The sequence below is a fragment of the Streptomyces sp. NBC_00258 genome (genome assembly GCF_036182465.1).
GTDB lineage: Bacteria > Actinomycetota > Actinomycetes > Streptomycetales > Streptomycetaceae > Streptomyces.
The window spans coordinates 3,759,518-3,774,433 of record NZ_CP108081.1 but is presented as its reverse complement, the minus strand read 5'-3'; the positions used below and the strand labels follow the sequence as shown (position 1 = coordinate 3,774,433).

The 14,916-nt window shown below is 70.5% G+C and carries 12 protein-coding genes; 2 read left to right on the top strand and 10 right to left on the bottom strand.

Annotated elements, in window-relative coordinates:
• Positions 1-4 precede the first annotated feature (4 nt).
• From asnB to OG718_RS16745, 8 genes are all read right to left on the bottom strand, one after another.
• Positions 5-1,933, bottom strand: a complete 1,929-nt coding sequence (gene asnB / locus OG718_RS16780) for an asparagine synthase (glutamine-hydrolyzing) (protein WP_328844505.1) — start codon at positions 1,931-1,933, stop codon at positions 5-7.
• Between the two features lie 3 nt (positions 1,934-1,936).
• A complete protein-coding gene (locus tag OG718_RS16775; RefSeq protein WP_328844504.1) occupies positions 1,937-3,457 on the bottom strand; it encodes a Wzz/FepE/Etk N-terminal domain-containing protein in 1,521 nt (506 codons plus the stop codon).
• Positions 3,454-4,821, bottom strand: coding sequence for a polysaccharide biosynthesis protein (locus OG718_RS16770; RefSeq protein WP_328844503.1), 1,368 nt, complete (start codon positions 4,819-4,821; stop codon positions 3,454-3,456). The genes OG718_RS16775 and OG718_RS16770 overlap by 4 nt, the downstream gene beginning before the upstream one ends.
• Positions 4,818-6,098 (bottom strand): glycosyltransferase family 4 protein, encoded by a 1,281-nt coding sequence (locus OG718_RS16765; RefSeq protein ID WP_328844502.1) that lies wholly within the window; start codon positions 6,096-6,098, stop codon positions 4,818-4,820. Before OG718_RS16765 ends, OG718_RS16770 begins: the two co-directional genes overlap by 4 nt.
• A complete protein-coding gene (locus OG718_RS16760; RefSeq protein ID WP_143638306.1) occupies positions 6,088-7,413 on the bottom strand; it encodes a nucleotide sugar dehydrogenase in 1,326 nt (441 codons plus the stop codon). The genes OG718_RS16765 and OG718_RS16760 overlap by 11 nt, the downstream gene beginning before the upstream one ends.
• 82 nt (positions 7,414-7,495) lie before the next feature.
• Positions 7,496-8,974 carry a sugar transferase gene (locus OG718_RS16755; protein WP_328844501.1) on the bottom strand — a complete coding sequence of 493 codons (1,479 nt, stop codon included), beginning with the start codon at positions 8,972-8,974 and terminating at the stop codon, positions 7,496-7,498.
• Positions 8,975-9,598: 624 nt separating this feature from the next.
• Positions 9,599-9,772, bottom strand: coding sequence for a hypothetical protein (locus tag OG718_RS16750; protein WP_186001208.1), 174 nt, complete (start codon positions 9,770-9,772; stop codon positions 9,599-9,601).
• A 270-nt stretch (positions 9,773-10,042) separates the two neighbouring features.
• Complete coding sequence (locus tag OG718_RS16745) at positions 10,043-10,636, bottom strand: TetR/AcrR family transcriptional regulator (protein WP_260695272.1); 594 nt, start codon at positions 10,634-10,636, stop codon at positions 10,043-10,045.
• A gap of 138 nt (positions 10,637-10,774) precedes the next feature.
• On the opposite strand from OG718_RS16745, the gene OG718_RS16740 reads away from it, so the two are divergent.
• A complete protein-coding gene (locus OG718_RS16740) occupies positions 10,775-11,527 on the top strand; it encodes an NADPH-dependent F420 reductase (RefSeq protein ID WP_328844500.1) in 753 nt (250 codons plus the stop codon).
• Between the two features lie 139 nt (positions 11,528-11,666).
• On the opposite strand, the gene OG718_RS16735 is transcribed toward OG718_RS16740, so the two are convergent.
• Together OG718_RS16735 and OG718_RS16730 are read right to left on the bottom strand one after the other, a co-directional pair.
• Positions 11,667-12,422: an NPP1 family protein gene (locus OG718_RS16735; protein ID WP_143638312.1), complete on the bottom strand. Its 756-nt coding sequence runs from the start codon at positions 12,420-12,422 to the stop codon at positions 11,667-11,669.
• Between the two features lie 321 nt (positions 12,423-12,743).
• Complete coding sequence (locus tag OG718_RS16730; RefSeq protein ID WP_328844499.1) at positions 12,744-13,199, bottom strand: MarR family winged helix-turn-helix transcriptional regulator; 456 nt, start codon at positions 13,197-13,199, stop codon at positions 12,744-12,746.
• A gap of 241 nt (positions 13,200-13,440) precedes the next feature.
• Here OG718_RS16730 and OG718_RS16725 point away from each other — a divergent pair, with 241 nt between their 5' ends.
• A complete protein-coding gene (locus tag OG718_RS16725) occupies positions 13,441-14,916 on the top strand; it encodes an MFS transporter (RefSeq protein ID WP_143638316.1) in 1,476 nt (491 codons plus the stop codon).

The following is a 14,916-nucleotide window of genomic DNA, read 5'->3' as shown; positions in this document are numbered from 1 at the left end:
GCCGTCAAGCCGCTTGGCTCCGGCCGGAGCCAGAGGTCGCGTCGCGATACCAGTACTCGAGCGTCAGCACATGCCACAGATGCTTGGAGAAGTCCCGCTGCCCGGCGGCGTCCTCGGCGACCATGCGCGCCAGCGCGTCACGGCGCAGGATCCCGGAACCGACGAGCACGCCGTCGTTGACCACCTCGCGCACCAGCGGTGCCAGATCCCGGCTCATCCAGGCGCGCAGCGGGGCGCTGAACAGGCCCTTGGGCCGGTAGACGATCTCCCGGGGCAGGATCGAGGAGGCCGCCTCCTTGAGGACGGCCTTGCCCTGCCTTCCGACGATCTTGCGGTCGCCGGGCACGGCGAACGCCGCCCTGACCACCTCGACGTCCACGTACGGCACCCGCACCTCGGTCGACGCGGCCATGCTCGACCGGTCCGTGTAGGCGAGGTTCAGGCCCGGCAGGAACATCCGGGCGTCACCCAGGCACATGCGGTTGACGAAGTCGTCGAGGTCGTTGTCGTGGTAGATGTCCGCGTGCTCGGTCAGTACGTCCTGCACCGTCCCGGCCAAGTCGGGGTTGACCAGGGCGAGCAGCTCCTCCTGGTCGTACATGGTGTAGCTGCGCCGGAACGCGGTCTCCTCCGGCAGGTCGGCGAAGGAGAGGAACCGCTTCGCGAAGCGCACGGACCGGTACCCCCGGCGGGCCGTCGCGACCGGCAGCCGGTCCACGGCCCTGGACAGGCCGCGCCGCAGGGGCCGAGGGACGCGCTGGTAGCGCAGCGCGATCAGGTTGGCCAGGTGCTTGCGGTAACCGGCGAACAACTCGTCCGCACCCATCCCCGAGAGCATCACCTTGACCCCGGCCTCCCGGGCCGCCTCGCAGATCAGGAACGTGTTGATCGCGGCGGGGTCGCCGATCGGCTCGTCCAGGTGGTACGTCATCCGCGGCAGCAGGTCGAGCACGTTCGGAGCGATCTCGATCTCGTGCAGGTCGACGCCGAACCGCTCGGCCACCTGCCGGGCATAGCGCAGGTCGTCCGGCATCGCCTCGAACTTGGCGTCCTCGGCGCGGAACCCGATCGTGTACGCGGAGATCCCGGGCCGGTCGCGGGCCGCCAGCGCGGTCAGGTAGCTGGAGTCGAGGCCGCCGGAGAGGAAGGTCGCCACGGGTACGTCGGAGAGCAGGTGACGTCGAGTCGACTCCTCGACGATGGCGGCCAGGTCCGGTTGCTCGCCGCTGCGGGCCCGCTCCTGGCCCTCGGCGGCGACATCCTTCAGATTCCAGTACCGGCCGCGCTCCACGCGGCCGTCGGGCCGGCACCGGAGCCAGCTCCCCGGCGGCAGCTTCTCCGCTTCGCGGAACGCGCACCGTGAGTCCGGCACCCAGTAGTACAGCAGTGACGCCACCAGCGCCCCATGGTCCACCTGTAGCGGTCCGCCGGTGGCGGCCGCCAGCGCCTTGAGCTCGGAGGCGAACACCAGGCCCTCGCCGCGCCGGAGCAGGAACAGCGGCTTGATGCCCAACTGGTCGCGGGCCAGCACCAGTTCGCCGGTGCGCTCGTCGAAGATCCCGAACGCGAACATGCCGCGCAGCCGCGGCAGGCAGTCCGTTCCCCAGCGCCGCCAGGCCTCAAGGAGCACCTCGGTGTCGGAGGTGCCGCGGAAGCGCACCCCGGCGGCCGCCAGCTCGGCGCGCAGCTCGGGCGCGTTGTACAGCTCGCCGTTGTACGTGAGGGCGAGGCCGTCCGAGACCATCGGCTGGGCGCCGGTCTCGGACAGGTCGATGATGGCCAGCCGGCGGTGCCCGAGCTGTACTTCGCCGTCACCGAGGGGGTGGCCGTAGCGGCCCGCGCCGTCCGGGCCGCGGTGGGCGAGGGTGTCGGTGAGCCGGTCGGTCACGGCCTTTCCGTCCGGCCATCGGTAAGTGCCTGCGATGCCACACATGTCCTACCGCACCTCCTGGTCGTCGTCCGGGACCCGTGCGGCCGGCATCGGCTGCCGCTCCGTGCGCCGCCGGCCCGTCCCGTTCTGCCGGACCGGCCGCTCGGTCCGGCCGCGCAGCGCGTTGTGCAGCCCGTCCCACAGCGTGCCGTCGGTCCGGTCGCGCGGATCGGGGTCGATCAGCACCACGCCGATCACCGGAATCCGCTGGTCCGCGAGCTGCCGCGCCACGGTGTGCAGCCACGCGGCGCTGCCGTGCCCGGCACGCACGACGAGCACGGTCTGGCTGCCGAGGTGCTGCAGGTCGGTCCAGGCAGTGCCGGGCGCCACCGAGCCGACGCCGATCCGGCGCTCCTGATGCGACACGGCCGCGGCTCGCTCGCCGCTGACCACGGTGGGGTCTCCTGGCTTCTGGCGGCGCTTCGCGAGCTGCGGTCCGGGCAGATCATCGATGATGACCACTGGCCCCTCCGCCCCCAGTGCCCCGGCGAGGTCCAGGGCGATCACGCTCGTGCTGCGCGCGCAGCCCAGTTCCAGCAGCGACACCGGTTCCGTGGAGCCGCGGACGGTGCGGGCAAGGGTCGCGGTGAGCCGTTCGCGTGTCGTCCGGGTCCGTCGGCGCTGCCACAGTCTGCCCGGCCGGCGGGGCAGCTCCGCGATGACCGAGGCGCCCAGGTTCGCCGCGATGTCCCGGCGCAGCACGGGGCGGTCCGCCACCACCGTGCCGACCGCGGCGAGCGCGAGGCCGAGGACGAGCCCGAGGACGAGCCCGATCGCGGAGTTGGTGACCGCGGCCTTGGGCAGGGAGTGCCGCACCGCGCGGGGGGCGTCCACGATCTGCGTGCCTGTGATGATCTTGGGCGTGCCTGTGCGCGCCTCCGCCGCGCGCTGGTCGAAGTCGGCGATTCGCGAGTTGAGCTCGGCCCGGCGGGCGAAGAGGGACTCGATGCTCGCCGACGCTTCCGGGTCGCTCTCCGGCGACTGGTCTCCGATCTCCCGGTTGACCTGGGCGAGTTCGTCCCGCATGCGGTCACGCTGGTCGAGCAGGGCCTTGGCCTCGGCCTTCGCGGTTTCCCGCATCCGCCTCACATGGTCCGCGACGAACGCGTCGGCCAGTGCCTTGGCCCGGGCCACCGCTTCCGCGTCGCTGTCACCCGTCACATCGATCTGCAGCAGGTTGTTGGTCAGGCCGGTACCCCGGTAGTCCTCCATGAAGTCCTCGGGTTTTTCCGGGGAGTTGAGGGACTGCAGGGCCTTGTCGGCGATCCGTGTGGTCCCCAGCAGCGCGACGTCGGTGCGGATCAGCGTTCCGGTGTCGTTCGGCTGGTCCTCCTTGTGCGCGACCAGCACCTTGGTCACCGCGGCCGGCCGCGGCGGCAGCAGGACCGCCACCGCCAGGCCGGCCAGCAGCCCCAGGAGCGCCATGGAGCTCCAGAGGCGGCGGCGCCTGCGCACCGACACCACCAGCGCCTGCAGGTCGAAGAGCGGAGTGGCTGCCGACGACTCCGAAGTCGTGCTCGTCGTCACACCGGACCTCCCGTCGCGTGGTCGCGAACCGCGAGCGCCGGGGCGGCGCTGTCCGGAGGACCGTCGGCAGACCGTGTGGGACGGGCCAGGACCGGGCCGGCGACGACGATGCCGACGACCTCGTGCCTGCCGTCCGCACACGCCTCGGCGAGGCCGGCGAGCTCCTCCTTGGTCCAGCTGCCCGCACTGAGGACAACCAGGGCACCGGACTCGGTGCCGCTGTCCGGCACCATCGGCCGGTCCACCGAAACCTCCACCACCCGCAGCAGCGGATCGCCCTCGGCCTCGGCGACGAGCTGCTCGGCGGCCCGGCGGGCGATCTCGTCGCCGTCCGGCACGACGGCCAGCAGCCGCCGGGGGACCGGTAGCCGGTCCCGGAGGCGAGCGCACACCCGCCGGTAGCGGATCCGCCTGCCGGCCTCGTCGCCGGACCTCTGCGGCGTCGGCACGTCCCACCGGGTGTCGATGCGCAGGAGTCGGCGGATCGACACCCGTGGGCCACGGGTTTCCGGCCGGTGCGCACGCCGTTCATCAGGCACGTCGACGGTGCCGAGGAGCGCCGAACCCAGCGCCGCGGCGATCTCCGGTTCGCCGCGCAGCCGACGATTCATCCGTGCGGCAGTGAGATGGCCGACGACCGCGAGCAGGAAGAACAGCAGTGCCCCGGCGACGATGAGCTGCATCCTCGTCGGCGGCGCCTCGCCGGTCGGCCGGGCCGCCGGACCCATGACGACCATGCCCGCCATGTTGGCTGCCGGGTCGGCCTGGTCCAGCTTCGTCATGGCCTCCTCCAGCGAGGTGCGCAGCTTCTCGAGCGCGGTGCGGGTCTGCACGCTCTCCACGCTCTGCCCCGGATCGGCCGCCTCGGCCAGGTCGCTGATGCGGCGGTTGGTCTCCTCCACCTGCTGCCGCAGCTCCTCGGGCTCTGCGGCCGCTGCGGAGTCGGTGCTGCCGCCTGCTATCCGCGCGGCGAATCCGACGAACTGCCGGGCCACCTGGTCGGAGAGCTGCTGCGCGCGCTCCGGGGTGTCGGCCGTACCCGAGATCCTGACGATGTTCCCGTCGGCGGCCTTGGCGCTCACCTGATCCCGTAGCTCGGCACCGCTGACGTCCGGCCAGTCGAGCCTGGCGGCCGCGCGGTCGACCACCGTCGAACTGGTCGCGATGTCCACCTGGGTCAGCAGCGCGCGCTCTTCCCACTGCCCCGGCAGCAGAACCGATGCCGACGTCGTGTACCGCGGCGGGAACACCACCGAGGCGCCGTAGCCGACGAGCGCGCCCACCATGGCGAGGACGGCGAGAAGCCGCCCGCGCCGACGGAAAATCCGCCCGATCGTGACCAGACGTATCGTGTCATCGCTCAAGGGCGCTGCCTCCTCCGTGCCCGGACCGGCTCGCGCGACGACACCGGAGTGTGGTCACGGCAGGCGGCGGCGTAGGCGGCGAGCAGCGATGCCTGCGAGTTCCGCCAGGAAAGCTGCCCGCTGATCCGCTCCTGGCCGATGCCGCCCATCCGGGCCCGCTTCTCCGGATCGTCGAGGAGCACCGTGATGAGCTTGGCGAATTCGGCCTCGTCGTTGGCGGGCGCGTAGACAGCGGCGTCACCGGCGGAGACTCGCGCCTCCCGGAGGTCGAACGAGACGATCGGCCGGCCCATCGCCATGTACTCCAGGACCTTGTTCATGGTCGACACGTCGTTGAGCGGATTGCGCGGGTCGGGGGAGAGGCACACGTCCGCGGTGGACAGGTAGCGCACCAGGTCGGCGTCCGGAACGCGCCCGGTGAACTGCACCTGTTCGGAGAGACCGAGCTTCCGGGACAGCTCCACCATCGCGTCGAAGGCGTCGCCGGAGCCGACGAACACCGCGTGCCAGTCGGTCCGCCCGAACTCGTCGCGCAGCTTCGCGAGGGCGCGCAAGGCGTAGTCGACGCCGTCCTGCGGGCCCATGACGCCGAGGTAGCACAGCAGATGAGACTTGCCGCGCTTCAACTCAGGCTCGGGCGGCACCGGTTGGAACCGGTCGGTCTGGGGCGCGCTGCGCACCACGAAAACGTCCTCGGCGCGTTGACCGCCACGGCGGATCGCGACGTCCCGGTAGCTCTCGTTCGTGGCGAGTACGACGTCCGCGGCCCGGTAGGTCCGCCGTTCCAGCGCGCACACGGCGCGGTAGAGCAGATCCTCGCCGCGGTCGAACCGGGAGAGGTACAGCTCGGGTACCAGGTCGTGCTGGTCGAAGACGAACCGCGCCCCGCGCCGCTTCAGCCACAGTGCCGGCAGGAACAGCAGGTCGGGCGGGTTGCAGGCGTGGACCACGTCGACCGGGCCGACCTTGCGGGCCAGCCGGGCCGTGTGCCACAACGCCGATCCGTACTCCCGCAGATAGCCGGCCGGCCCTCCGGTGGCCGCGCGCAACGGGTAGCGGTGGATCCGCACCCCGTCGATCTCCGCCTCCGGCTCCGTGTCCCGCTTCTCCCCCCGGGGACAGATGACGTGCACCTCCCAGCCCGCGTCGCGCAGCGTCGTGCACTCCTGCCACACCCGCCGGTCGAACGGCACCGACAGGTTCTCCACCAGGACCAGCGCGCGCCGGTTCGAACCGGCGCCGCCGGCCGTGTCTTCAAACGATCTGTCACCAAGCAAGGCCCATGTACCCCGGTTCGGTCCGGCGCGTCTCGGCGTCGGGTAGGTGGATGAGGTCGACGATCACCGGGCTGTCGCCATGGGGCAGCGCCGACAGCACGGCCGGGTCCCTGGTCCCGACCAGGCACACCTCGGCGTGTTCCAGCACCTCGTCGACGGAGTCCGCGAGCAGCTGCGCGAGATGCGGCAGCCGGCTTTCGATGTACTCGCGGTTCGCGCCGATCAGCCGGGAGAGGCTCACGTTGGCGTCGTAGATCCGCAGGTCGTACCCCTTGCCGAAGAGTCTCTCCGCCAGCTCGACGAGCGGGCTCTCGCGGAGGTCGTCGGTGCCGGGTTTGAAGGACAGCCCGAACAGGCCCACCCGGCGCTTGCCGGTGCGCTCGACCAGCTCCACCGCGCGCTGCAGATGCGCGGAGTTGGAAGGCAGCACGTGGGCGAGGATGGGCACCGAGATGTCGGCCCGCTGCGCCGCGTGGACCAGGCTGCGCAGGTCCTTGGGCAGGCAGGAGCCACCGAATGCGAAGCCGGGCCGCAGATAGGCGGGGCTGATGTTCAGCTTGCGGTCGGCCAGGAAGACATCCATCACCTGGTGCGAGTCCACCCCGAGCGCCTGGTACACCGCGCCCAGCTCGTTCGCGAAGCCGATCTTGAGGCCGTGGAACGCGTTGTCCGCGTACTTGATCGCCTCGGCCGTCGGGACCGGCACCCGGAACACCTCGCCGGGCAAGCCGTCGTACAGCGCCGTCACCGCGTCGCCGCTTGCCGGGTCGATCTCGCCGATGACGGTCTTGGGCGGGTCGAAGAAGTCCTGCACGCTCGTGCCCTCGCGCAGGAACTCCGGGTTGACCGCGACCCCGATGTCCACCCCGGCCGTGCCGCCGACGTACTTCTCCAGGATCGGTACCAGCAGGTTCAGGCAGGTGCCGGGGAGCATGGTGCTGCGGAACACGACGGTGTGCCGGCCCTCCTTCTTGGCCCCCTCGGCCAGCACGGCGCCGATCTGCTCGGTGACCCGCTCCAAGTACGTGGTGCACAGGCTGCCGTTGGGCTCCGACGGTGTGCCCACGCAGACCAGCGACACCTCGCTTCCCATGATCGCCTCGCGGACGTCGGCGGTGGCTCTCAAGGCTCCGGTCCGTACGACGTCGGCGATGAGCTCGCCGATCCGTTCCTCGACCACCGGGGCCTTGCCGTCGTTGACCAGGTCGACCTTCACCTGGTTCACGTCCACCCCGATGACCTCGTGACCCATGTCGGCCAGACATGCGGCCGACACACAGCCCACGTAGCCGAGCCCGAAAACGCTGACCCTCATGACCCGTCCCTCCCCCCAGGCAGGCCCTTTTGGCCTGCGGTCCGCGTGCCGGCGGGGCCGTTGAGTTGCAGACCCCCGTGCATCAGTAGGCCCCCTGCCCGTAGAGCACCGCACGCAGCGTCTTCCACAAGATCACTGTGTCCAGGGCGAGCGACCAGTCCTCCACGTACCGAAGGTCCAGCCGGACCGCCTCGTCCCACGACAGGTCGCTGCGTCCGCTTATCTGCCACAGGCCGGTGAGCCCGGGCTTGACCAGTAGCCGCCGCCGGATGTCCGGGCCGTACGCGGCGGACTCCTCCGGCAGCGGAGGCCGCGGACCGACGAGCGACATCGATCCGGTGAGCACGTTGAAGAGCTGCGGAAGCTCGTCGATCGAGTACCGGCGCAGCACCGCTCCCAACGGGGTCACGCGCGGGTCCCGGCGGAGCTTGAACAGCAGGCCGGCGCCCTCGTTCCGGTGGGCCAGCCCGGCACGTGCCCTGTCGGCCCCGGCGACCATGGTGCGGAACTTGAAGATGGTGAACTCGCGGCCGTCCTTGCCGACCCTGCGCTGGCGGTAGAGCACCCCACCCCGGCTGTCCGCCAGCACGAGCAGCCCGACGAACACCATCAGCGGTGCGAACAGCATCAGCAGGACCGCCGCGCCCATCCGGTCGACGACTCCTTTGACCGCCCGGCGGCCCCCGGTGAAGGTCGGCATGCTGACCCGCAGCAGCGGGATCCCGAGCACCGCGTCGACGTGCAGCCGCGGGCCGGCCACCTCCATCAGCACGGGGGCCACGACCATCTCGGTATCGCTGCCTTCGAGGTTCCAGGCCAGCCGCTGCAGCCGGTCCGGTGACCAGTGCGGGTCCGGTGTGACCGCGACGACGCGGTAGCCGTCGTGGCGGACGTGCTTGGCGACGTCCGTCAGCCGGCCGACGACCGGCACTCCGTCGACTTGGTCACCGTCGAGCCCGCGACCGTCCGTCGTGCACACCGCGTCCACTCGCCAGCCGATGTGCGGGAACTTGCGCGTTCGCGTGATCAGGTCGCGCACGGTGTCCGGGCTCCCGGCAGCGAGCACCGGTCTCAGGCACCGTCCTTCCTTCCGCTGTTTGTGCAGCCGTAGGCGGAGCAGATACCGCGCGGTCATGGTGACGAGCGCGATCGCGGGGATCGCGACGAAGATCCAGAGCTTGATGTTGCGTGAGGTGAGTGCGATCCCGCCGAGCGCCAGCACGACGGTCGCCGTGAACAGTGAGCGTCCGAGCCGGCGGAATTCCTCGGCGCCCTGGCCGAGTACGGCCGGAGCCCACGACCGGCTCACCGCGAGCGCTCCCAGCACCAGCAGCTCGGTGCCGAATGCGAGAATTCCCCACTTCTCATGCCAGTTGGCCGCGTCCCGGGCCCCGAAGAAATTTCCTATCGCCCCCACCACGAAGGCGGTCACCACGGTGTCGGTGGTGATCACGGTACGGCGATACCGCTGCTCCCAGTCGATCGCGGGCCGGCTGATCGCCCCGTTCGCCAGACGCTCGCGCGCCGACGGAAATGGGCGGACTGATCCCCCTTGCCGCACAGAACCCCCCAGGTTCCCAGTGGTTCGACGTATTCGCCTAACACTGTTCCGCTCCCCGGGGGCCCCTCCCCCCGCACTGTCCTCCCCTCGGGAGGCCCCCCGCCCCCGAGCCGTGCTGTTCCTCCCCGCAGGAAGCCCTCGCTCCCCGCGCATGACATCCCGGCTACTTCAGAGGTACTTGAACAACCCGCCCCGGCGGCGACAGTTCGTGTGTCCCGCCAGGCTCTCGAGGTGCGCGGGAACCCGCCGGAACCTCGGATGCTCCCCGCACCCAAGGCCCCCTCTCGGGCTCCAAGAATTGATCATCCCCACGTCTGGGGATGCGATTGCCGACTGTCCATAGCGCCAGACCTTTTGATCATTATTTGTCGCCATGTGTCCGATCAGCTGAAGCACGGTCAATCTAGACCATGAAGGACCTGTGTGTAGAGGGGATGTGTGTAATTTGTGGTCAAGCTTTGAGGCTGGATGCATTGGTTGGTGACCGCCCGCGGGGCCTTGGCGCCGGCGCGTGCTCCAGCGGCTCGCCGGACCCCGGGCGCGGCTTCGGCGCGGTGGTGATCGGCGAGCCGCGGCGGGCCTTCTCCGGCGCCCGGTTCGACAACGGCTTCCGCTGTTCCTGCACTACGGCGTGCCGTTGGGGGTTCCCGAGGTGGGCGGGGCGATCGACCCGGACGACGAGGCGTACGACTTGATCGTGCCGGTGTCCGGCGGCATGTCCACGGGCGGGTGCGGCCGCCTCGCGGTCCGGGTGTGTGCCGCGATGTCGGCCCGGGCGCCGATGGAGGGCCGGGGCAAGAATGGCCGGTACTCGAAGTGCGGGAGCGAGCCTGATCGAAGTGCGTGACGCCCACCGACTTGCAGGGCCTGGTCTGAAGGCTCGAAGGCGGGGTCTGGCCTCACGGTTTGTCGCACAGGGGTCAGTTGCTCAGTCGCGCATTTTCCCGACCAATTGTGATGTGGAGCGGGAGGCGGTGCTGGCGCCCTTCTCAAGGGTGTCCGGGTCGGCGGCTGAACCGGGGTCTCCCGTACCCGCTCTCGTGTGCGCGTCCGCCCGGTGAGCCGTGGTCAGTGTGGTGCGAGTGCGGCGAAGGCCTCGTCCAGGAGGTCGACCAGGTCGAGGTGGCCGTTGGAGGCGGTCCAGTGGTCGATGGCGACGTTCAGGCAGTCCAGGGCGGCGGCGGCCCGTACGGACCGGCCCAGCGTTGTGGAGTCTGCGGCGTTGTCGCGCTCGGCCAGGGCCTCGACCAGGGCGGGACGCCAGCCGTGCTGCTTCTCCAGCTGGCGGGCGCACAGGGCAGGAGTGTCCTTCACCAGGCGTGTCATCGCCAGGGAGCCCGCCGGGTCCAGGCGGTAGCGCTCGACGACGGTGTCCAGTGCCCGGCGCAGAGCCGTCCAGTCGTCCTCGTCGGCGGGGCGGGCCCGCAGGGCGTCGGCGACCTGGGCGCCGTGGGCGTTGAAGGCGCCGAGGACCGCGTCCTCCTTGGTGCCGAAGTAGCGCAGAAAGGTGCTGCGGGACACTCCGGCAGCCGCCGCCAGGTCGTCGAGGGTGACCTTGGCGAAGCCCTCCTGACGGAACAACTCGAAGGCAACCTGGGCCAGTTCGGCCCGCACGGCCGCCCTGGCGATGTCTCGTGTGTTCGTACGCGCCGCTCCACTCACCCCGTGATCGTACCGCTTGACCGACCCCGGATCGCAGGAGAGAGTCTTGGTGGCTAACATGACACTGAGTTTCACACTTGACATCGAGATTGACATCGAGATTGGCATCGATCCTCATCGAAGGGGAGATTCGACACCGTGACCCAGACTCTTGGATTCATCGGCAGCGGCATGATCGACGGAGCGCTGGCCCGCCTCGCCGTCGCCGCCGGACTGAACGTCGTCGTGAGCAACTCCCGCGGCCCGGACACCCTCGGCGACCTCGTCGCCGAACTCGGTGAGCGGGCCCGCGCGGCCCTGCCCGCCGAGGCCGCGCGGGCCGGTGACCTGGTGGTGGCGACCGTCCCGCTGCACGCCTACGACCGGCTCCCCGTGGAGGCCCTGGCGGGCAGGACGGTGATCGACACGATGAACTACTACCCGGACCGCGACGGCCGCATCGCCGAGCTGGACTCGGGCGGGCTCACCTCCAGCGCCCTCGTGCAGCGGCATCTTGAGGGTGCGCGCCTGGTCAAGGCGTTCAACAACATCGACTTCCGGCGCCTGTTCACCAGCGCCCGCACCGCCGGTGCCGCCGACCGCAGCGCCCTGCCCGTCGCCGGTGACGACCCGGCCGCCAAGGCGGACGTGGCCCGTCTCCTCGACGTCCTCGGCTACGACGCGGTCGACATCGGCACCCTCGCCGACAGCTGGCGCAGCGAACCCAACACCCCGGTCTACGTCCAGCCGTACATGGCGGAGCGGCCCGAAGGGCTGAGCCAGGAGGAGACGGGGCGCTGGTTCTTCGAGACCCCTGGCGTCCCGGTGCCCGCAGCCCGGGTGAAGGAGCTGACGGACGCTGCTGTCCGGGGTCCGGTGGGCGGTCCTCCCGCGGCCGTCCCCAGGAGCTGAGTCCGGCAGTCGCAGTACGGGATACGGGAGTTGTGGGGCCGCCTCGCAACTCCCGTACCGAGAGGCGGCCTTACCCCCCCCGGGTGCCGGCCGGTGTGGGTCCCTCCCCTTGACGCGTCGGGCTTTACGCCTCGGTGCTCTACGCGTTGGGGTCGAACGCGATTCCCGCGGGCTCGGCCTTCGTGAGGTGGGCGGCGAAGTTGGCGTCCTTGAGGCCGAAGTTGGCGCTGCCGAAGTCGTACGCGCTCAACTTGTCGCGCAGGCCCGCCGGGTAGCCGTTCCAGCCGACCAGGGCCGGGTACTGCCATGTGTGGTGGTCGTTCTCCGGCGGCTCGTCGGCCGAGTTCGCGGCACGGAAGGCGTGCGTGCTCACCCCGTCCTTGTGGTACACGATCTTGGCGTGTGTGCCGTCCCACCGGATCTGGTCGCGGGTGTGCACGGTGAACTCGCCGTGCGCGGAGGTGGAGACGTACTGGACCTGGTTGTTCTGCACCCACACCACGGCGTGCTCCCAGTCGTGGCGGTGGCCGCCGACCGTCGCCTGGTCCTTCTCGAAGTAGAGGCCGTACATGATCGCGCACCAGCCGTTGTTGCACTTGGACCGTGCGTACCCGTTGGTGTTGGCGAGGTCCGAGGCGTCGTGGCACTCGGCCTGCGGGGCGCCGGACGGGTTGAGGCCGCCGTTCACGGTTCCGTCGGGGCCGATGGCGGGAGTGGGGTAGCAGCCGTCCGTGTCGTAGTCGTACGTCGGCTGGTACGTCTTCTCCAGGTCATCCGCGTTGGCGGGCAGGGCCGTTGGGGGAGCGGCGAGCGCGCTGCCCGGAAGGGCGATGACCAGCGCTATGGCACTGCCGAGGGTGAGCGAGGCTTTGCGGATGCGCGAGCTCTTCTGCACAGCGTCCTCCTGTGTGGCCGCGATGTGGGGGTGGGCGGCCTCTTTGGCATGCCCAGATCACCTTGCCAGGATTCGCCGGCCGTCCGATCGTCGACAGGTGTCGGAGTCGTGAAAGATCAACCAACAAAGGGGAAGGGTGAGTTGGGGCGCGCTGAACGAGGGAGGGCCAGGTCAGGGTCGGTGAGGGCGAAGTGATGGCGCCGGAAGCGGAGTTGGGCGCGTGGTGGCGTCGGCGAGGGCCTTTGGGTCACACCGGGCTCGTGCCTGGTCGCCGCGCCGGGGTGCTGGAGGCGTCAGGATTCCCTCGCGGGAACCCTGGTCTCAACTCCGCGGCCAGGGCCGCCCGTCGTGGCGTTCGACGTCGCGGTTCAGGCGGCTGAGCAGGGTCGCGAACTCGGCGACCTCCTCGGGCGTCCAGTCGGCCACCACCTTCTCCAGCCCGCTGATGTTCTCGGCGCGGTCGGCGGTCAGGCGCCGCTCGCCCTCGGCGGTGATGGCGAACTTGCGGGCGACGCCCCCGTCCGGGTCGGGGATGCGCTCGACGACGCCGGCCCGCAGCATGGCGGCGGTCTGCCGGTTGAGGGTGGAGACGTCCAAGCCGAAGGCGGCGCTGAGCCGGCCGATCGACATCGGCCCCTCCGCCCGGATGCGGCTGAGCAGGAGATAGGCGCTGCGGTCGAGCCGCCCGTGCAGACCCCGTGCGTGCGGGGTGAGCAGGTGGATGTGGCGCCCGAGCAGCATGGCCTCGAACTCGATCAGAGGTGTCGGCTTGTCCATGCGGGATTCCTCGACTCCTGGATCGGCGTTCTGGTCCTGCTGGGGGGCGCTGGTCCGTGCGGTGCCGCGAGGTATGGCGCGGTGCGGCACGGCGTGATGCCTGACCGCATCACGCGGGCGTCGTCATGAATATGCATGATGCACTGGGCATGTACGATGCACATTCTATGCATGCCGCATTCCTGCCGTGCAGTGCGTCGCGCCCGCCGTGATCCGGAAGCGCAAGAGGGAGAGTCCCCCCGTGGAAAGTCCTGACAGTCCCAAGGCCGAGTCCCGCTCAGGCGGTGTCGTCGGCATCCTCGCCTTCGCGGGCATCGTGGCCGCGCTCACGCAGACCCTGGTCGTGCCGCTGATCGGTGACCTGCCGAAGCTGCTCGACACCAGCGCCTCGAACGCCTCGTGGGTGATCACCGCCACGCTGCTGGCCGCGGCGGTGGCGACGCCCGTCGCGGGACGCCTCGGTGATATGTACGGCAAGCGGCGCATGCTTCTGGCCTCGCTGATACCGCTCGTCGTGGGCTCGATCGTCTGCGCCCTGTCCTCCTCCGTGATCCCGATGATCACCGGACGCGGTCTGCAGGGCCTCGGCATGGGCGTGGTGCCCCTGGGCATCAGCCTCCTGCGCGACGTGGTGCCGGCGGAGAAGCTGGGCTCGTCCATCGCGATCATGAGCGCGTCCATGGGAGTGGGCGGTGCGCTCGGCCTGCCGTTCTCCGCGGCGATCGCCGAGAACACCAGCTGGCGCGTGCTGTTCTGGGTCGTCGCCGCCCTGGCCCTCGCGGTCGGCACCCTGATCTGGTTCGTCGTGCCCGTCGGCCGGGCGAACACCGCCGCGGGCAGCAGCTTCGACCTGCTCGGCGCGGCCGGCCTGGGCGTCGCGCTCGTCTGTCTGCTCCTCGGCGTCTCCAAGGGCGCCGACTGGGGCTGGGGGAGCGGCACCACCCTCGGACTGCTCGGTGCCGCGGTCGTCGTCCTGCTGGCCTGGGGCTGGTGGGAGCTGCGGACGCGTGAGCCGCTGGTCGACCTCCGTGTGACCGCCCGCCCGCAGGTGCTGATGACGAACGTCGCCTCGATCCTGGTCGGCTTCTCGATGTACGCCCAGTCGCTGGTCGTGCCCCAACTGCTCCAGCTGCCCGAGGCCACCGGCTACGGCCTCGGCCAGTCGATGCTGGCGATGGGTCTGTGGATGGCACCCGCCGGCCTGATGATGATGGTGATGTCGCCGATCGGCGCCAAGGTCTCGGCCGCCCGCGGCCCCAAGGTCACCCTGACCATCGGCGCCCTGATCATCTCCCTCGGCTACGGCATCTCCCTGCCGATGATCGGCACCGACTCGCCCCTGGGCCTGCTCGCCGTGACCATCGTCGCCAACACGGGCGTCGGCTTCGCGTACGGCGCGATGCCGGCCCTCATCATGAGCGCGGTGCCCCAGTCGGAGACGGCCTCCGCCAACAGCTTCAACACGCTGATGCGCTCGATCGGCAGCTCCGTGTCGGCCGCCGTGATGGCGGTGGTCCTGGCCCAGATGACCACGGACTTCGGAGGGTTCGCCCTGCCGTCCGAGGACGGGTTCCGGGTCGCCATGCTGATCGGCTCCGGTGTGGCCCTCGTGGCCGCGGCCGTCGCCTTCTTCATCCCGGTCCCGAAGGCGGTCGCCGAGCCGGAGCCCGGTACGGCACCGGACGCCACCCCCGAGACGGCCGAGGCCAAGGCCTGA